Source organism: Citrobacter sp. MGH105 (assembly GCF_001037485.2).
In the GTDB taxonomy this organism is placed as follows: Bacteria; Pseudomonadota; Gammaproteobacteria; order Enterobacterales; family Enterobacteriaceae; genus Citrobacter; species Citrobacter portucalensis.
In genome coordinates this window covers 3,348,658-3,368,422 of sequence record NZ_CP073048.1, presented here as the reverse complement: position 1 = coordinate 3,368,422, position 19,765 = coordinate 3,348,658, and the positions used below count along the sequence as shown (strand labels likewise).

Annotated in this window: 15 protein-coding genes; 14 read left to right on the top strand and 1 reads right to left on the bottom strand. The window is 52.7% G+C overall.

Features of this window, described 5'->3' with window-relative positions; genetic code table 11:
- The first annotated feature begins 47 nt into the window (after nt 1-47).
- The 10 genes from cmk to SK35_RS16330 all read left to right on the top strand — a co-directional run bounded on the left by cmk (nt 48) and on the right by SK35_RS16330 (nt 11,501).
- Complete coding sequence (gene cmk, locus SK35_RS16375) at nt 48-731, top strand: (d)CMP kinase (protein ID WP_003831921.1); 684 nt, start codon at nt 48-50, stop codon at nt 729-731.
- Between the two features lie 113 nt (nt 732-844).
- Entirely contained in the window at nt 845-2,518 is a 1,674-nt protein-coding gene (rpsA, locus tag SK35_RS16370; protein WP_003035776.1) for a 30S ribosomal protein S1, read from the top strand.
- Between the two features lie 159 nt (nt 2,519-2,677).
- Nucleotides 2,678-2,962 carry an integration host factor subunit beta gene (gene ihfB / locus SK35_RS16365; protein WP_003035780.1) on the top strand — a complete coding sequence of 95 codons (285 nt, stop codon included), beginning with the start codon at nt 2,678-2,680 and terminating at the stop codon, nt 2,960-2,962.
- A 206-nt stretch (nt 2,963-3,168) separates the two neighbouring features.
- The gene (locus SK35_RS16360) at nt 3,169-5,433 is read left to right on the top strand and encodes a ComEC family protein (RefSeq protein WP_048214572.1); all 2,265 of its coding nucleotides are present in this window, start codon (nt 3,169-3,171) and stop codon (nt 5,431-5,433) included.
- A 36-nt stretch (nt 5,434-5,469) separates the two neighbouring features.
- A complete protein-coding gene (gene msbA, locus SK35_RS16355; protein WP_048214571.1) occupies nt 5,470-7,218 on the top strand; it encodes a lipid A ABC transporter ATP-binding protein/permease MsbA in 1,749 nt (582 codons plus the stop codon).
- Nucleotides 7,215-8,192, top strand: a complete 978-nt coding sequence (gene lpxK / locus SK35_RS16350) for a tetraacyldisaccharide 4'-kinase (RefSeq protein WP_048214570.1) — start codon at nt 7,215-7,217, stop codon at nt 8,190-8,192. Before msbA ends, lpxK begins: the two co-directional genes overlap by 4 nt.
- A 41-nt stretch (nt 8,193-8,233) precedes the next feature.
- The gene (locus SK35_RS16345; RefSeq protein WP_048214569.1) at nt 8,234-9,466 is read left to right on the top strand and encodes a winged helix-turn-helix domain-containing protein; all 1,233 of its coding nucleotides are present in this window, start codon (nt 8,234-8,236) and stop codon (nt 9,464-9,466) included.
- A gap of 51 nt (nt 9,467-9,517) precedes the next feature.
- Complete coding sequence (gene ycaR, locus SK35_RS16340; protein ID WP_003035793.1) at nt 9,518-9,700, top strand: protein YcaR; 183 nt, start codon at nt 9,518-9,520, stop codon at nt 9,698-9,700.
- Nucleotides 9,697-10,443, top strand: a complete 747-nt coding sequence (gene kdsB, locus SK35_RS16335; protein WP_048214568.1) for a 3-deoxy-manno-octulosonate cytidylyltransferase — start codon at nt 9,697-9,699, stop codon at nt 10,441-10,443. Before ycaR ends, kdsB begins: the two co-directional genes overlap by 4 nt.
- A gap of 164 nt (nt 10,444-10,607) precedes the next feature.
- Nucleotides 10,608-11,501 (top strand): YcbJ family phosphotransferase, encoded by an 894-nt coding sequence (locus SK35_RS16330; RefSeq protein WP_003831934.1) that lies wholly within the window; start codon nt 10,608-10,610, stop codon nt 11,499-11,501.
- 93 nt (nt 11,502-11,594) lie between these two features.
- On the opposite strand, the gene elyC is transcribed toward SK35_RS16330, so the two are convergent.
- Nucleotides 11,595-12,359 (bottom strand): envelope biogenesis factor ElyC, encoded by a 765-nt coding sequence (elyC, locus tag SK35_RS16325; RefSeq protein ID WP_003836882.1) that lies wholly within the window; start codon nt 12,357-12,359, stop codon nt 11,595-11,597.
- Between the two features lie 135 nt (nt 12,360-12,494).
- Here elyC and cmoM point away from each other — a divergent pair, with 135 nt between their 5' ends.
- From cmoM to mukB, 4 genes are read left to right on the top strand one after another with little or no spacing between them, the layout of a single operon-like run.
- Nucleotides 12,495-13,298: a tRNA uridine 5-oxyacetic acid(34) methyltransferase CmoM gene (cmoM, locus tag SK35_RS16320; protein WP_003035803.1), complete on the top strand. Its 804-nt coding sequence runs from the start codon at nt 12,495-12,497 to the stop codon at nt 13,296-13,298.
- The gene (mukF, locus tag SK35_RS16315) at nt 13,291-14,613 is read left to right on the top strand and encodes a chromosome partition protein MukF (RefSeq protein WP_003831939.1); all 1,323 of its coding nucleotides are present in this window, start codon (nt 13,291-13,293) and stop codon (nt 14,611-14,613) included. The genes cmoM and mukF overlap by 8 nt, the downstream gene beginning before the upstream one ends.
- Nucleotides 14,594-15,298, top strand: coding sequence for a chromosome partition protein MukE (mukE, locus tag SK35_RS16310; RefSeq protein ID WP_003035809.1), 705 nt, complete (start codon nt 14,594-14,596; stop codon nt 15,296-15,298). The genes mukF and mukE overlap by 20 nt, the downstream gene beginning before the upstream one ends.
- Nucleotides 15,298-19,758 (top strand): chromosome partition protein MukB, encoded by a 4,461-nt coding sequence (mukB, locus tag SK35_RS16305; RefSeq protein WP_048214567.1) that lies wholly within the window; start codon nt 15,298-15,300, stop codon nt 19,756-19,758. Before mukE ends, mukB begins: the two co-directional genes overlap by 1 nt.
- Nucleotides 19,759-19,765 lie beyond the last annotated feature (7 nt).

Sequence of the window (19,765 nt, the reverse complement as noted above, 5' to 3'; positions counted from 1 at the left end):
TAATGCGCGGCGTTCACGTTAATGTACGCCCGTTTAAGGAGAAAAAGATGACGGCAATTGCCCCGGTTATTACCATTGATGGCCCAAGTGGTGCAGGTAAAGGCACCTTGTGCAAGGCAATGGCGGAAGCATTGCAGTGGCATCTGTTAGATTCAGGCGCGATCTACCGCGTACTGGCGCTCGCAGCGTTACATCACCATGTTGATGTCACATCTGAAGATGCTCTGGTACCGCTTGCCTCACACCTGGATGTGCGTTTTATCTCAACAGACGGCAACCTGGAAGTCATTCTTGAAGGTGAAGATGTCAGCGGTGAAATCCGCACTCAGGAAGTAGCTAATGCCGCCTCTCAGGTTGCGGCGTTTCCCCGCGTGCGTGAAGCGTTATTACGTCGTCAACGCGCATTTCGCGAATCCCCAGGTCTGATTGCTGATGGACGTGATATGGGCACCGTGGTATTCCCGGATGCGCCGGTGAAAATTTTTCTGGACGCCTCCTCGCAAGAACGTGCGCATAGACGTATGCTACAGTTGCAGGAGAAGGGCTTTAGTGTTAACTTTGAACGCCTTTTGGCCGAGATCGAAGAACGCGATTATCGCGATCGTAATCGTGCTGTAGCGCCGCTGGTTCCCGCTGCTGATGCTTTAGTTTTGGATTCAACCCGATTAAGCATTGAGCAAGTGATTGAAAAAGCGTTACAATACGCGCGCCAAAAACTGGCTCTCGCTTAAGTGCGACCGAATTTGCAGTACCCCCGTTGCAATGGATTGACAGCGGGTATGTTAAACAACCCCATCCGGCATGGAGCCAGGTGGACGTTAAATATGAAACCTGAAGATTAAACATGACTGAATCTTTTGCTCAACTGTTTGAAGAATCCTTAAAAGAAATCGAAACCCGTCCGGGTTCCATCGTTCGTGGTGTTGTTGTTGCTATCGACAAAGACGTAGTACTGGTTGACGCTGGTCTGAAATCTGAGTCCGCCATTCCGGCAGAGCAGTTCAAAAACGCCCAGGGCGAGCTGGAAATCCAGGTTGGTGACGAAGTTGACGTTGCTCTGGATGCAGTAGAAGACGGCTTCGGTGAAACCCTGCTGTCCCGTGAAAAAGCTAAACGTCACGAAGCTTGGATCACGCTGGAAAAAGCTTACGAAGAAGCTGCAACCGTTACTGGTGTTATCAATGGCAAAGTCAAGGGTGGCTTCACTGTTGAGCTGAATGGTATTCGCGCGTTCCTGCCGGGTTCCCTGGTAGACGTTCGTCCGGTCCGCGACACGCTGCACCTGGAAGGCAAAGAGCTTGAATTCAAAGTAATCAAGCTGGATCAGAAGCGTAACAACGTTGTTGTTTCCCGTCGTGCCGTTATCGAATCCGAAAACAGCGCAGAACGCGATCAGCTGCTGGAAAACCTGCAGGAAGGCATGGAAGTTAAAGGTATCGTTAAGAACCTCACTGACTACGGTGCATTCGTTGATCTGGGTGGCGTTGACGGCCTGCTGCACATCACCGACATGGCATGGAAACGCGTTAAGCATCCGAGCGAAATCGTAAACGTTGGCGACGAAATCACTGTTAAAGTGCTGAAGTTCGACCGCGAGCGTACTCGTGTATCTCTGGGCCTGAAACAGCTGGGCGAAGATCCATGGGTAGCTATCGCTAAGCGTTATCCGGAAGGTACCAAACTGACTGGTCGCGTGACCAACCTGACCGACTACGGCTGCTTCGTTGAAATCGAAGAAGGCGTTGAAGGCCTGGTTCACGTTTCCGAAATGGATTGGACCAACAAAAACATCCACCCGTCCAAAGTTGTTAACGTTGGCGATGTAGTGGAAGTTATGGTTCTGGATATCGACGAAGAACGTCGTCGTATCTCCCTGGGTCTGAAGCAGTGCAAAAACAACCCATGGCAGCAGTTCGCGGAAACCCACAACAAGGGTGACCGTGTTGAAGGTAAAATCAAGTCTATCACTGACTTCGGTATCTTCATCGGCCTGGACGGCGGCATCGACGGCCTGGTTCACCTGTCTGACATCTCCTGGAACGTTGCAGGCGAAGAAGCAGTTCGTGAATACAAAAAAGGCGACGAAATCGCAGCAGTTGTTCTGCAGGTTGACGCAGAGCGTGAGCGTATCTCTCTGGGCGTTAAACAGCTCGCAGAAGATCCGTTCAACAACTGGGTTGCACTGAACAAGAAAGGCGCAATCGTAAACGGTAAAGTCACTGCAGTTGACGCTAAAGGCGCAACCGTAGAACTGGCTGACGGCGTTGAAGGTTACCTGCGCGCTTCTGAAGCTTCACGTGACCGCGTTGAAGATGCAACTCTGGTTCTGAGCGTAGGCGACGACGTTGAAGCTAAATTCACCGGCGTTGATCGTAAGAACCGTGCAATCAGCCTGTCTGTTCGTGCTAAAGACGAAGCTGATGAGAAAGATGCAATCGCAACTGTTAACAAACAGGAAGATGCTAACTTCTCTAACAACGCAATGGCTGAAGCTTTCAAAGCAGCTAAAGGCGAGTAATATCGAGTGCTCTAAATCCTTTGTGCTGTTAACGGCACAAAGGGTGACGAGTAGCTTGACAGATTACAGGATTAGTCCTGTAATCAATGACAAAGGGCGGCTACGGCCGCCCTTAATCAATGCAGCAGCTAATTATGCCTTTAAGGAACCGGAGGAATCATGACCAAGTCAGAATTGATTGAAAGACTTGCAACCCAGCAACCTCATATTCCCGCGAAAGCGGTTGAAGATGCAGTTAAAGAGATGCTGGAACATATGGCCTCGACTCTTGCGCAGGGCGAGCGTATTGAAATCCGCGGTTTCGGCAGCTTCTCTTTGCATTACCGCGCACCACGCACCGGACGTAATCCGAAGACCGGCGATAAAGTGGATCTGGAAGGGAAATACGTTCCGCACTTTAAACCAGGTAAAGAACTGCGCGATCGCGCCAATATTTACGGTTAAGTTTTTAGCGAGACTTAACGCCGAGAAAAGCACCCAAATGGGTGCTTTTTTCATTTCTGTCCACCTATCCTGGAATCCTCATCCCAGTTAATTTGTACGTTACAACCATCACTAAATGTCTGCGGAACTCAGGTCGTATAACGATAAATTGATGCCAGACAACCGTCGAAGAGTACTGCACACTCCCTGTAACAGGGAGGTGATTGATGAAAATAACAACGGTGAGTACCTGCGCATTACTCGGCATTCTCCCACTCATGCTATTACCTATGCTGCCAGGCATGTTGTGTATCGGCATTGTATTTTGTCTGGCATGTCTGCTCTGTTTTCTCCCCTACAAATATATGCGTTCCGCCGGACTAACCCTGCTGTTTTTTCTTTGGGGAATCCTGGCCGCGAAAGAGGCTATGTGGGCCGGTAATACGCTGCCTGCGAAAACCCAGCAAGCCATTGTGCGGATAACCGGAACTGACAATATGACAACACACTACGGCCAGATCACTCACCTTCAGGGGAAACGAATCTTTCCTGCGCAAGGAATCGTCTTGTACGGGCAGTATTTACCCGGTGATGTTTGTGCGGGTCAGACATGGGCGATGACGTTGAAAGTCCGCGCTGTACATGGTCAATTAAACGAAGGCGGATTTGATAGCCAGCGTTACGCATTGGCACAGCATCAACCGCTGACGGGACGATTCTTGCAGGCTTCGGTAATCACACCACAATGCAGTTTGCGTTCGCGGTATCTCTCCTCGCTGAAAACGGCACTCACCGACTATCCCTGGCAGCAGGTCATACTGGGTCTGGGAATGGGGGAGCGCTTGTCTGTGTCACATGAGGTGAAAACGATTATGCGTGATACCGGCACGGCTCATTTGATGGCTATCTCCGGGCTGCATATTGCGTTTGCTGCATTACTGACCGCAGGATTGATTCGTGCTGGACAGTTTTTTATGCCAACAAGGTGGATTTGCTGGCAGATGCCATTAGTGGGTGGGATTGTCTGCACCACATTTTATGCCTGGCTGACGGGGCTGCAACCCCCGGCATTACGAACGGTTGTTGCGCTGCTAGTCTGGGGGGCGCTGAGACTTAGCGGCAGGCAGTGGAGTGGATGGTCGGTCTGGATCTGCTGTCTGGCAGCCATCGTGGTGGTGGATCCTGTTGCTGTTCTTTCGCAAAGCCTATGGTTGTCTGCATCCGCCGTTGCGGCACTGCTGTTCTGGTACCAATGGGTACCGCTCCCGGACTGGCCGCTGTCGCGTGCTGGACGTCAATTTCTGGCGCTGGCTCATCTGCAATTGGGTATTACGCTTATGCTTCTTCCCGTACAAATCGCAATGTTTCACGGTTTTAGTCTGACCTCGTTTCTGGCTAATTTGTTTGCCGTCCCTTTGGTCACGTTTGTTTCCGTACCCTTGATATTAGCAGGCATGATCGTGCATTTAGCCGGGACGGTGATGGTTGAATCAAGCCTGTGGTATCTAGCGGATCGTTCTCTGGCGCTGCTATTTTGGGGGCTCAGGAGCCTGCCTGAAGGGTGGATCAATATTGATGCACGCTGGCAATGGCTCGCATTTTTACCCGGAATGATGATTATCGCATGGCGACTAAATATTTTGCGTACGCTACCGGTGGTCTGTTTCTCTGTGCTCCTTTTGCTGAGTGGGCCGCTTTGGCGTGCACCGCGTACTGATGTGTGGCAAGTGCATATGCTGGATGTCGGGCAGGGGCTGGCGATGGTGATCGCGCGAAATGGGAAAGCGCTGCTTTACGATACCGGTCTGGCATGGCCTGAAGGCGATAGCGCACAACAGCTGATTATTCCCTGGTTGCGTTGGCATAATCTGGAGCCGGAAGGAATTATTTTAAGCCATGAGCACATGGATCACCGCGGCGGGTTGCACTCCTTACAACAAGCCTGGCCGTCGCTATGGGTAAGAAGTCCGCTGAGCTGGAAAGGTCATCTCCCGTGTTTTCGCGGAGAGCATTGGCAATGGCAAGGGTTAACCTTCAGTGCGCACTGGCCTGTGCGTGGAAATACAGACCAGGGGAATAACCACTCCTGCGTGGTTAAGGTCGATGACGGATATCAGAGTATTCTGCTGACCGGTGATATCGAATCTCCTGCTGAACAAAAAATGCTAAGTCACTATTGGCAGCACCTTCAGTCGACGGTGATGCAGGTTCCACATCATGGCAGCAATACTTCATCATCACTGGCACTCATTCAGCGGGTTGACGGGCAGGTCGCACTCGCCTCTGCATCCCGTTACAACGCCTGGCGTCTGCCGTCCTGGAAAGTGAAGCAACGTTATCGGCAACAAAATTATCAATGGCTGGATACCCCTCATCAGGGACAGATTACGCTGGATTTTTATCAAAAAAACTGGCGCATACGCAGCATGCGGGATCAGATTTTACCTCGTTGGTATCATCAGTGGTTTGGCGTGTCGGAGGATAACGGGTAGAATATGCGGCTATTCTAACAAATGCTGGTTTTTTGAATGCATAACGATAAAGATCTCTCTACGTGGCAGACGTTTCGCCGACTATGGCCAACCATAGCGCCTTTTAAATCGGGTCTGATCGTGGCGGGTATAGCGTTAGTCCTTAACGCGGCCAGCGATACCTTCATGTTATCGCTCCTTAAACCATTACTGGATGATGGTTTTGGTAAAACTGATCGCTCGGTGCTGCTGTGGATGCCGCTGGTGGTCATTGGGCTGATGATAGTTCGTGGCTTAACCAGCTATGTCTCCAGCTACTGTATCTCATGGGTGTCAGGCAAAGTGGTCATGACCATGCGCCGCCGCCTGTTTGGCCATATGATGGGCATGCCCGTCTCCTTTTTTGATAAACAGTCTACAGGGACATTGTTATCGCGTATTACCTATGATTCAGAACAGGTTGCGTCATCGTCTTCCGGTGCGCTGATCACCGTGGTACGTGAAGGGGCCTCAATCATTGGCCTGTTTATCATGATGTTCTATTACAGCTGGCAGCTGTCACTGATCCTGATTGTACTGGCGCCAATTGTGTCAGTGGCAATCCGTGTGGTTTCCAAGCGCTTTCGTAGCATCAGTAAAAACATGCAAAACACCATGGGTCAGGTTACGACCAGTGCGGAGCAGATGCTGAAAGGCCACAAAGAAGTTCTGATTTTTGGTGGTCAGGAAGTCGAAACCAAGCGCTTTGATAAGGTCAGCAACAAGATGCGTTTGCAGGGTATGAAGATGGTTTCCGCTTCTTCTATCTCCGACCCTATCATCCAGCTGATTGCGTCTTTGGCACTGGCCTTCGTGTTATATGCGGCTAGCTTCCCAAGCGTAATGGAAAATCTGACAGCAGGGACAATTACGGTTGTCTTCTCCTCAATGATCGCATTAATGCGTCCGTTGAAATCGCTGACCAACGTCAACGCGCAGTTCCAGCGCGGTATGGCGGCATGCCAGACCTTATTTACGATTCTGGATAGCGAACAGGAGAAAGATGAAGGTAAACGTGTGATCGAGCGTGCTACCGGCGATCTCGAGTTCCGCAACGTGACGTTCACTTATCCGGGACGTGAAGTACCGGCTCTGCGTAACATCAACCTGAATATTCCCGCGGGTAAAACCGTTGCTCTGGTTGGCCGTTCGGGCTCAGGGAAATCCACCATCGCCAGCCTGATTACGCGCTTCTACGATATTGATGAAGGGCAGATTCTGATGGACGGACACGATCTGCGCGAATATACCCTGGCATCACTGCGCGATCAGGTTGCGTTGGTTTCGCAGAATGTGCACTTGTTTAACGATACGGTTGCCAACAACATCGCCTACGCGCGTACCGATATGTACAGCCGTGAGCAGATCGAAAAAGCGGCACAGATGGCCTACGCCATGGATTTCATCAACAAGATGGATAATGGCCTGGATACGGTGATTGGTGAAAACGGCGTCCTGCTTTCCGGCGGACAACGTCAGCGTATCGCTATCGCCCGTGCCTTGTTGCGTGACAGCCCAATTCTGATCCTTGATGAAGCAACATCGGCTCTTGATACTGAATCTGAACGCGCGATTCAGTCTGCGCTGGATGAGCTACAGAAAAACCGTACTTCTCTGGTCATTGCTCACCGTCTTTCAACCATTGAACAAGCCGACGAAATCATCGTGGTGGAGGATGGTCTGATTGTCGAACGCGGAACCCATAGCGAGCTGATTGAGCAGCGCGGGGTGTATGCGCAATTACACAAAATGCAATTTGGTCAATGATCGCACGTATCTGGTCTGGTGAATCGCCGCTGTGGCGATTGTTACTTCCACTCTCCTGGCTGTATGGCCTGGTGAGTGGTGCTATCCGCTTATGCTACAAGTTGGGGCTTAAACACGCATGGCGCGCGCCAGTCCCGGTAGTGGTGGTCGGAAACCTTACCGCGGGCGGAAACGGTAAAACGCCGGTGGTGATTTGGTTGGTTGAACAACTGCGACAACGCGGGATTCGCGTGGGTGTGGTATCGCGTGGATATGGCGGGAAAGCGACTGCTTACCCGCTGTTGCTAACAGCTGATACTACTACCGCAGAAGCGGGCGATGAACCTGTGCTGATCGCCCAACGTACCGGCGTGCCGGTAGCGGTATCCCCGGTAAGATCGGATGCGGTAAAAGCCATTTTGGCCCAACACGACGTGCAGATTATTTTGACGGACGATGGACTACAGCACTATCGTCTGGCGCGAGATGTTGAAATCGTAGTCATTGACGGCGAACGTCGGTTTGGCAACGGCTGGTGGCTTCCCGCTGGTCCAATGCGGGAACGCGCAGGTCGCCTTAAATCGGTGGATGCGACTATTGTTAACGGTGGCGTTGCGCAACCAGGGGAAATCCCTATGCGACTTGAACCGGGACTGGCCGTTAATTTACGTACAGGTGAACGCCGTGATGTGGCGCAATTGTCCAATATTGTCGCCATGGCGGGCATTGGTCATCCACCGCGTTTTTTTGCCACGCTGAAAGCATGTGGTGCTAGCGTGCAAAAAAGCATTGCGCTGGCAGACCATCAGTCTCTGACCTACAGTGACGTCAGTGCGTTTGTAGACGCCGGGCAAACGCTGGTCATGACGGAAAAAGATGCGGTTAAGTGCCGGGAATTTGCCGATGAAAACTGGTGGTATTTACCTGTTGATGCACATTTGTCAGGTGATCGGCCTGATGTATTGCTGAATAGCTTAATCTCGCTGACTCGCTAACTGATTCACGCTGCGGCAGCGAATCATTTATGAGGCCATAAATGTCGTTGCCGCGCCTTTCTCTGACGGATGCCCGTCATCTTCACCTTGCTGCTCAAGGTCTGCTGAAAAAAACACGCCGCCGGGCAACCCCGGCAGATATTCTCGCGACCATTTCGCGCATGTCGTTACTGCAAATCGACACCATCAATATTGTGGCGCGCAGTCCTTACCTGGTGCTGTTTAGTCGTTTAGGCGATTATTCCCCCCAATGGCTGGACGACTCGTTACAGCAGGGCGAACTGATGGAATACTGGGCGCACGAGGCCTGTTTTTTGCCGCGCAGCGATTTTATGCTGATACGTCACCGCATGCTGGCCCCGGAGAATATGGGCTGGAAATATAAAGCGGCGTGGATGAAAGAACATGCGCATGAGATTGAGCAACTGCTCCAGCACATCCAACATAACGGGCCGGTACGCTCAGCTGATTTTGAGCATCCACGCAAAGGGACCAGCGGCTGGTGGGAATGGAAACCGCAGAAGCGTCATCTTGAAGGGTTGTTCACTGCCGGGAAAGTGATGGTCGTGGAACGGCGTAATTTCCAGCGAGTGTATGATTTAACTCATCGCGTCATGCCGCACTGGGACGATGAACGCGACCTACTTTCGCAAGAAGATGCTGAAAGTGTCATGCTGGATAACAGCGCCCGCAGTCTGGGGATTTTCCGCGAACAATGGCTGGCAGACTACTACCGCCTGAAGCGCCCGGCGCTAAAAAACTGGTGCAACGAACGGGCGGAACAGCGGCAGATTATTCCTGTCGACGTTGAGGGGCTAGGAGACTTGTGGCTGCATAGCCACCTTCAGCCGCTGCTTGAACAGGCGCTGGTGGGCAAATTAACGGCGACTCACAGTGCAGTATTATCACCTTTTGATCCGGTGGTCTGGGATCGTAAACGGGCAGAGCAGCTATTCGATTTTAGCTATCGGCTGGAGTGTTACACGCCAGCACCGAAACGTCAGTATGGTTATTTTGTCTTGCCGTTGCTGCATCGTGGACAGTTGGTTGGGCGGATGGATGCCAAAATGCACCGCAAAACAGGTGTGCTGGACGTTATTTCGCTGTGGTTACAGGATGGGGTTAAGCCTGGAGTGACGTTGCAAAAAGGATTGTTTCAGGCGATTGACGATTTTGCCCGCTGGCAACAGGCAACACGCGTGACGCTGGGACGTTATCCTGAAGGTTTATTTGCTGATGCACGCCATGGTTGGGAAATAGACCCAGCCCTTTAAGCGATTATGTTAATATTTACGGATTCACAATCCGGTCCATCTGGAGGAACTATGGATCATCGTCTGCTTGAAATCATTGCCTGCCCGGTATGCAATGGCAAACTCTGGTTTAACCAGGAAAAACAGGAACTGATTTGTAAACTGGATAACCTTGCTTTCCCACTGCGTGATGGCATTCCCGTGTTACTGGAAACCGAGGCCCGCGTTCTGACTGCTGATGAGAGTAAATCATGAGTTTTGTGGTCATTATTCCTGCGCGTTATGCGTCCACACGTCTGCCGGGTAAGCCGTTGCTGGATATCAACGGTAAACCGATGATCGTGCATGTACTGGAGCGTGCGCGTGAATCTGGCGCTGAACGTATCATCGTTGCCACCGATCACGAGGATGTCGCTCGCGCGGTAGAAGCGGTGGGTGGCGAAGTGTGCATGACTCGCGCCGATCACCAGTCTGGTACGGAGCGCCTGGCGGAAGTCGTCGAGAAATGTGGTTTTATCGATGATACCGTTATTGTGAACGTACAGGGTGATGAGCCGATGATTCCTGCGGTCATTATTCGCCAGGTGGCTGAGAATCTGGCGCAACGTCAGGTCGGTATGGCGACTCTTGCGGCTCCGATTCACAGTGCGGAAGAGGCATTTAATCCGAATGCGGTAAAAGTCGTGTTGGACGCTGAAGGATATGCTCTCTATTTTTCACGCGCGACCATCCCATGGGATCGCGATCGTTTCGCCAAAAGTCTGGAAACGGTGGGGGACACCTTCCTGCGCCATCTGGGCATTTACGGCTATCGCGCCGGTTTTATTCGCCGCTATGTTAACTGGCAGCCTAGCCCGCTTGAGCATATCGAAATGCTGGAGCAGCTGCGAGTGCTGTGGTACGGCGAAAAAATTCACGTTGCCGTCGCAAAAGAAGTCCCGGGTACCGGCGTAGACACTGCCGAAGATCTTGAGCGCGTTCGCGCCGAAATGCATTAGTTTTTCTCACGACACTCCCCCATATTGAGGCGTATTTTTGGGAGGAGTGTCGTATCGTTGCGCTTTCCCTCCACTTTTCTTTTCATCAATTGATCTCATCCGGGTGACATCTGTCTGCACGACGCTCATTATGAAAGCAGTAGCATTTATGAGGGCAATCTGAAATGGAACAGTTGCGTGCCGAACTCAGCCACCTGCTGGGCGAAAAACTCAGTCGCATAGAATGCGTGAATGAAAAAGTGGATACGGCCCTGTGGTCACTGTACGACAGCCAGGGAAATCCGATGCCGCTGATGGCGAGAAGTTTCACCACGCCAGGTATGGCGCAGCAGCTGGCATGGAAAACCTCCATGTTGGCGCGCAGTGGTACGGTGCGAATGCCCGTCATTTACGGGGTCTTAACCCACGAAGAGCATCCCGGTCCCGATGTGCTATTGCTTGAGCGTTTACGCGGTGTGCCGGTGGAAGCGCCAGCCCGAACGCCCGAACGCTGGGAACATTTAAAAGATCAGATCGTAGAAGGTCTGCTGTCATGGCATCGGCAGGATAGCCGTGGCTGCGTGGGAATGGTGGATAACACGCAAGAGAATATCTGGCCATCCTGGTATCGTCAGCGTGTTGAAGTGTTGTGGACCACGTTAAATCAGTTCAACAATACCGGGCTGACGATGCAGGATAAGCGGATCCTGTTTCGTACCCGTGAGTGTTTGCCCGCTTTATTTGAAGGATTCAATGATAACTGCGTGCTGATCCACGGTAATTTTAGTTTACGTAGCATGCTCAAAGACGCCCGTAGCGATCAGCTTCTGGCGATGGTCGGACCGGGATTGATGCTGTGGGCACCCAGAGAGTATGAATTGTTCCGTTTAATGGATAATGCGCTGGCGGAAAGTCTGCTTTGGCAATACCTGCAACGCGCGCCCGTGGCGGAATCCTTCATCTGGCGGCGCTGGCTGTATGTGTTATGGGATGAGGTGGCGCAACTGGTCAACACCGGACGTTTTAACCGCTCCAACTTTGACCTTGCCACGAAATCACTGCTGCCGTGGCTCGCCTGATGAACATGTGAACGCCTTATCCGGCCTACAATTCTGCGCTGAACACGTAGGCCTGATAAGACGCGTTAGTGTCGCCATCAGGCAACATTCCTGTCAATGTTCCGATCCCTTTAGCCACTGCCAGATTCGCCCCAACGTTTCGTAACCAACACGATCGCTATGCATCAACCAGACGGGAGAGGGGATCGCGCGCTCCCACGGATTAAGCGGTGAATCAATTGCTAACTGGTTGGCTGGCGCGGGCAACGGATGTAGTCCGGCCTGTTGGAAGAAAATCATTGCTCGTGGTAAGTGCGATGCGGAGGTCACCAGCAGGAACGGCGCGCTGCCGATGGCCTGCTTAACCGCTGCGGCTTCTTCTTCGGTGTCTTTAGGTTTATCCAGCGTGATGATATCACCGGGCGGCACCCCCAGTGACTGCGCTACGCGGGCGCCCGCTTCTGCAGTACTGACGTTATTGCTCTTTGCCGCAGCACCGGTAAAGATAAGCTTCGATCCCGGGTTAGCACGCCAGAGGCGAATACCTTCATTCAGACGCGGAAGACTGTTGCTTATCAGGTTTGAACTCGGCGCCCACTGTGGATTCCAGGTATACCCACCGCCCAGCACCACAATGTATTCCACTTTTTGTGTATCCTGCCAGGTTGGATAGCTGTCCTCAATCGGTTTCAGCAGACTGTCGGCGACGGGCTGCAAGCTTAGAAGTAACAGTGCCAGCCAACTCAGGCTAATGCACACTTTCCCTGTTTTTTGAAAGCGGCTAAACCAGAGCAGCGCCAGGCCTATGCCCATGATAATGAGCATTAGCGGAAGTGGCAGCATCATACCGCCAATCACTTTCTTCAGCGTAAAAAGCATCCTTTTTGGTTCCTTTTTTAACCATACAGCAGGGGATCAGCAGGGATATTACACCAGGAAGGTTCATTCTCGGCGTGGGTGTGACAAAATAGCGGTTTTACTTAGTCACCCTAAAGCCAGCATGTGGAGAGCCCGATGCGGGATCGCAATTTTGATGACATTGCAGAGAAGTTTTCCCGTAACATTTACGGCACCACCAAAGGTCAGCTTCGTCAGACGATCCTCTGGCAGGATCTGGACAAACTTCTTGCCGACTACGCGGGCCAAACGTTGCGTGTGCTTGATGCGGGTGGCGGAGAAGGGCAGACAGCAATTCTGATGGCGCAGCGGGGCCATCACGTCACCTTGTGCGATCTTTCTGCTGAGATGGTGGCGCGAGCGCAACGGGCGGCAGAAGAGCAAGGTGTGAGCGACAACATGCATTTTATACATTGTGCCGCTCAGGACATCCCACAGCATTTGGATTCTCAGGTTGATCTGATATTGTTTCATGCTGTGCTGGAATGGGTGGCCGATCCGCAAGCCGTCTTAAAAACATTGTGGTCGATGTTACGCCCGGGCGGTGCTTTATCGCTGATGTTCTACAATGCAAACGGTCTGTTGATGCGTAATGTGTTGGTCGGTAATTTCGGCTATGTGCAGCAGGGAATGTATAAAAAGAAACGGCGCACGTTGTCTCCCGATTTTCCGCGCGACCCTCAGCAGGTCTATGGCTGGCTGGAGGAGATTGGCTGGGAGATAACCGGTAAAACGGGCGTGAGGGTGTTTCATGATTATCTGCGTGATAAACAAAAACAGCATGACTGTTTTGATGCTTTAACAGAAATAGAAACACGTTATTGCCGCCAGGAACCGTATATCAGCCTTGGGCGCTATATTCATGTCACCGCGATTAAACGTCCGGCCCGAGCCGCAGATGCAAGGATAACCTATGAGTGAATTTTCCCAGACAGTCCCCGAACTGGTTGCCTGGGCCAGAAAAAATGACTTCTCCATCTCTCTGCCGGTAGACAGACTTTCGTTCCTGCTGGCTGTTGCCACACTAAACGGTGAGCGACTTGACGGTGAGATGAGTGAAGGTGAACTGGTGGATGCGTTCCGCCATGTGAGTGATGCGTTTGAGCAAACCAGCGAAACCATCGGCGTCCGCGCCAACAACGCGATCAACGATATGGTGCGTCAACGTCTGCTGAACCGCTTTACCAGCGAGCAGGCTGAAGGCAACGCCATTTACCGTTTAACGCCGCTCGGGATTGGCATCACAGATTACTATATTCGTCAGCGCGAATTCTCTACGCTGCGTCTTTCTATGCAGCTGTCAATTGTGGCAGGCGAACTGAAGCGCGCGGCGGATGCGGCAGCGGAAGGTGGTGATGAGTTCCACTGGCATCGCAACGTCTATGCGCCATTGAAATACTCGGTGGCGGAGATTTTCGACAGTATCGATCTGACCCAGCGCATCATGGATGAACAGCAGCAGCAGGTAAAAGACGACATCGCACAGTTGCTAAACAAAGACTGGCGGGCGGCGATTTCCAGCTGTGAAATGCTGCTGTCAGAAACATCTGGTACGCTGCGTGAGCTGCAAGATACGCTGGAAGCGGCAGGGGATAAGCTACAGGCTAACCTGTTACGCATCCAGGACGCCACGATGACGCATGACGATTTGCATTTTGTCGATCGGCTGGTGTTTGATTTACAAAGCAAGCTCGACCGCATTATTAGCTGGGGTCAGCAGTCCATTGACTTGTGGATCGGCTACGATCGTCACGTGCATAAATTTATCCGTACCGCGATCGATATGGATAAAAACCGCGTCTTCGCCCAGCGTCTGCGTCAGTCCGTGCAGACCTACTTTGACGACCCATGGGCGCTGACCTATGCCAACGCCGATCGTCTGCTGGATATGCGTGACGAGGAGATGGTGCTGCGTGACGAAGAGGTCACCGGTGAACTTCCGGAAGATCTGGAATATGAAGAATTTAACGAGATCCGTGAGCAGCTGGCGGCGATCATCGAAGAACAGCTGGCTATCTACAAATCCAGACAAACACCACTGGATCTCGGTTTGGTAGTGCGCGAGTATCTGGCGCAATACCCACGTGCGCGTCATTTCGACGTCGCGCGCATTGTTATCGATCAGGCGGTACGCCTTGGCGTAGCGCAAGCAGACTTCACCGGACTGCCAGCAAAATGGCAGCCGATTAATGATTACGGAGCCAAGGTACAGGCGCATGTCATTGACAAATATTGAACAAGTGATGCCGGTAAAGCTGGCGCAGGCGCTGGCGAATCCGTTATTTCCGGCGCTGGATAGCGCCTTACGTTCGGGCCGACATATCGGCCTGGATGAACTGGATAATCATGCCTTCCTGATGGATTTTCAGGAATATTTTGAAGAGTTTTACAGCCGATATAACGTGGAATTAATCCGTGCGCCGGAAGGGTTCTTCTACCTTCGCCCGCGTTCCACGACGCTCATTCCGCGTTCGGTCCTGTCTGAACTGGACATGATGGTCGGTAAAATTCTTTGCTATCTCTATCTCAGCCCGGAACGCCTGGCGAACGAAGGGATTTTTACCCAGCAAGAGCTGTACGACGAGCTGCTAACGCTGGCAGATGAAGCGAAGTTACTGAAGCTGGTGAACAACCGTTCAACCGGTTCTGACGTTGACCGCCAGAAGCTACAGGAAAAAGTGCGTTCTTCGCTCAACCGCTTGCGCCGCTTAGGCATGGTGTGGTTTCTGGGCCACGACAGCAGCAAATTCCGTATTACGGAATCTGTCTTCCGCTTTGGCGCGGATGTGCGTAGCGGTGACGATCCGCGCGAAGCACAGCGTCGCTTAATTCGTGATGGTGAAGCGATGGCGGTCGAGAACCGTCTGCAGCTCAACGATGAGCCCGAAGAGAATCAGCCGGACAGTGGAGAAGAAGAATAATGATTGAACGCGGTAAATTTCGCTCACTTACGCTGATTAACTGGAATGGTTTTTTTGCCCGTACGTTTGATCTCGATGAGCTGGTCACCACGCTGTCCGGTGGTAACGGTGCGGGTAAATCCACCACCATGGCGGCATTTGTTACGGCGCTCATTCCGGACTTAACCCTGCTGCATTTCCGTAACACCACCGAAGCCGGTGCAACCAGCGGTTCACGTGATAAAGGCCTGCACGGTAAGCTGAAAGCAGGGGTTTGTTATTCAATGCTCGACGTCCTTAATTCGCGTCATCAGCGCGTGGTCGTGGGTGTGCGTCTGCAACAGGTTGCTGGTCGCGATCGCAAAGTGGATATCAAACCGTTTGCCATTCAGGGGCTGCCGATGTCGGTACAGCCAACCCAACTGGTGACGGAAACGCTGAACGAACGCCAGGCGCGCGTACTGTCTCTACCTGAGCTGAAAGAGAAGCTTGATGAGATGGAAGGCGTGCAGTTTAAGCAGTTCAACTCAATAACCGATTATCACTCATTGATGTTCGATCTGGGCATCATTGCCCGTCGTCTGCGCTCTGCGTCCGATCGTAGTAAATTCTACCGTCTGATTGAAGCCTCGCTGTACGGCGGGATCTCCAGCGCCATTACCCGTTCACTGCGTGACTACCTGCTGCCGGAAAACAGCGGTGTACGTAAAGCGTTCCAGGATATGGAAGCCGCGCTGCGTGAAAACCGTATGACGCTGGAAGCGATTCGCGTAACCCAGTCTGACCGCGACCTGTTTAAGCATTTAATCAGTGAAGCGACCAACTATGTGGCCGCAGATTATATGCGCCACGCCAATGAACGTCGTATCCATCTGGATAAAGCACTGGAATATCGTCGTGAACTGTATACCTCTCGCAAGCAGCTGGCGGCAGAGCAGTACAAACACGTGGATATGGCGCGTGAACTGGGTGAGCACAACGGTGCGGAAGGCGATCTGGAAGCTGATTACCAGGCCGCGAGCGATCACCTGAATCTGGTACAAACCGCGCTGCGTCAGCAGGAAAAAATTGAACGCTACGAGGCGGATCTCGAAGAATTGCAGGTCCGTCTTGAAGAACAAAACGAGGTGGTCGCGGAAGCCGTTGACCGCCAGGATGAAAACGAAGCCCGCGCAGAAGCCGCTGAGCTGGAAGTGGATGAGCTGAAAAGCCAGCTTGCCGATTACCAGCAAGCGCTGGACGTCCAGCAAACGCGAGCCATCCAGTATACTCAGGCGATCCAGGCCCTAAACCGGGCGAAAGAGCTCTGCCACTTACCGGACCTGACAGCCGACAGCGCCGCCGAATGGCTGGAGACTTTCCAGGCCAAAGAGCAGGAAGCCACTGAAAAACTGCTGACGCTTGAACAAAAAATGAGCGTGGCGCAAACCGCGCATAGCCAGTTCGAACAGGCTTATCAGCTGGTGGCGGCTATCAACGGCCCGCTGGCGCGCGGTGAAGCCTGGAGCGTGGCGCGTGAACTGCTGCGCGAAGGCGTGGAGCAGCGCCATCTGGCGGAACAGGTTCAGCCGTTGCGTATGCGACTGAGCGAACTGGAGCAGCGTCTGCGCGAACAGCAGGATGCCGAGCGTCTACTGGCCGAATTCTGCAAGCGTCAGGGTAAACAGTTCGATATCGATGAGCTGGAAGCGCTGCACCAGGAGCTGGAAGCGCGCATCGCCGCCTTGTCGGACAGCGTCTCGTCTGCCAGCGAACAGCGTATGACACTGCGTCAGGAGCAGGAACAACTACAATCCCGTATTCAGCATTTGATGAAGCGGGCACCTGTCTGGCTGGCTGCGCAAAATAGCCTGAATCAGCTTAGCGAGCAGTGTGGCGAAGAGTTTACCTCCAGCCAGGACGTGACCGAGTATCTGCAACAATTGCTGGAGCGCGAGCGTGAGGCCATTGTTGAGCGTGATGAAGTCGGTGCACGTAAAAATGCAGTTGATGAAGAGATTGAACGTTTAAGTCAACCGGGCGGGGCGGAAGATCAGCGTCTGAACGCGCTGGCGGAACGCTTTGGCGGCGTACTGCTGTCAGAAATTTATGATGACGTTAGCCTTGAAGATGCACCGTACTTCTCTGCGCTATACGGTCCTTCGCGTCATGCCATTGTGGTACCGGATCTGTCGCTGATTACCGAACAGCTTGAAGGGCTGACGGATTGCCCGGAAGATCTCTATTTCATCGAAGGGGATCCGCAGTCGTTTGATGACAGCGTCTTCAGCGTTGATGAACTGGAAAATGCGGTGGTGGTGAAAACTGCCGAGCGTCAGTGGCGTTATTCTCGCTTCCCGACGGTGCCTATTTTTGGGCGTGCAGCACGTGAAAGCCGTATCGAAACCCTGCATGCCGAGCGTGAAGGGCTGTCTGAACGTTTCGCCACGCTCTCCTTTGACGTCCAGAAAACCCAACGTCTGCATCAGGCGTTCAGTCGCTTTATCGGCAGCCATCTGTCGGTGGCGTTTGAGGCCGATCCAGAAGCGGAAATTCGCCAACTGAATAGCCGTCGCGTTGAACTGGAACGTGCGCTGACCAATCATGAAAATGATAACCAGCAAAGCCGTATGCAGTTTGAACAGGCGAAAGAGGGCGTCTCTGCGCTGAACCGCCTGCTGCCGCGCTTGAATCTGCTGGCAGATGATACGCTAGCCGATCGCGTAGACGAAATTCGCGAGCGTCTGGATGAAGCTCAGGAAGCCGCGCGTTTTGTACAGCAACATGGCAATCAGTTGGCGAAACTGGAACCTATCGTTTCGGTTCTGCAAAATGACCCTGAGCAGTTTGAACAGCTGAAGGAAGACTATGCGTACTCCCAGCAGATGCAGCGCGATGCGCGTCAGCAGGCTTTTGCGCTGACCGAAGTCGTACAGCGCCGGGCGCACTTTAGTTATTCCGACTCAGCCGAAATGCTGAGCGGCAATAGCGATCTGAACGAAAAATTGCGTGAACGCCTGGAACAGGCGGAAGCCGAACGTACCCGCGCTCGTGAAGCGCTGCGCAGCCACGCCGCACAGTTAAGCCAGTACAACCAGGTCATGGCATCGCTGAAAAGCTCTTTTGACACCAAAAAAGAGCTGCTTAACGATTTACAACGTGAACTGCAGGATATCGGCGTTCGTGCGGACAGCGGTGCCGAAGAGCACGCGCGTATCCGCCGTGACGAACTGCATGCGCAGCTCAGCAACAACCGTGCACGCCGCAACCAACTTGAGAAAGCACTGACTTTCTGCGAAGCGGAGATGGAAAACCTGACCCGCAGACTGCGCAAGCTGGAACGTGATTATCATGAAATGCGCGAGCAGGTAGTCACCGCCAAAGCCGGCTGGTGTGCAGTCATGCGGATGGTGAAAGATAACGGTGTGGAACGTCGTCTTCACCGCCGCGAGTTGGCCTATCTTTCCGGTGACGAACTGCGTTCGATGTCGGATAAGGCGCTCGGTGCGCTACGTCTGGCGGTTGCGGATAACGAGCACCTGCGCGATGTGTTGCGTCTGTCTGAAGATCCAAAACGTCCAGAGCGCAAAATTCAGTTCTTCGTCGCGGTTTACCAGCATCTGCGTGAACGTATTCGCCAGGATATTATTCGTACCGATGATCCGGTGGAAGCCATTGAACAGATGGAGATTGAGCTGAGCCGTCTGACGGAAGAGTTAACCTCACGTGAACAGAAGCTGGCGATCAGCTCACGCAGCGTGGCGAATATTATTCGTAAGACCATTCAGCGTGAACAGAACCGTATTCGCATGCTGAACCAGGGGCTGCAAAGCGTGTCGTTTGGCCAGGTCAACAGCGTTCGCCTGAACGTCAATGTGCGTGAAACACATGCTACCTTGCTGGACGTACTTTCAGAGCAGCATGAACAGCATCAGGATCTGTTTAACAGCAATCGCCTGACCTTCTCAGAAGCGCTGGCGAAGCTGTATCAGCGTCTGAATCCGCAGATAGACATGGGGCAACGCACGCCGCAAACCATTGGTGAAGAGCTGCTGGATTATCGTAACTATCTGGAAATGGAAGTTGAGGTTAACCGTGGCTCTGACGGCTGGCTGCGTGCTGAGTCTGGTGCGTTGTCAACGGGTGAAGCGATCGGGACCGGGATGTCTATTCTGGTGATGGTGGTGCAAAGCTGGGAAGATGAAGGCCGCAGATTGCGCGGGAAAGATATCTCTCCTTGCCGCCTGCTGTTCCTTGATGAAGCTGCACGACTCGATGCGCGTTCTATTGCGACCTTGTTTGAGCTGTGTGAACGTTTGCAGATGCAGCTGATTATCGCTGCGCCGGAAAACATCAGCCCAGAGAAAGGCACCACCTACAAACTGGTGCGTAAAGTCTTCCAGAACACCGAACACGTTCACGTGGTGGGGCTGCGCGGATTTGCGCCTCAGTTACCGGAACCACTGCCGGGGACTGAAGATGCCTCCTCGCAGGCAAGCTAAGTAATAA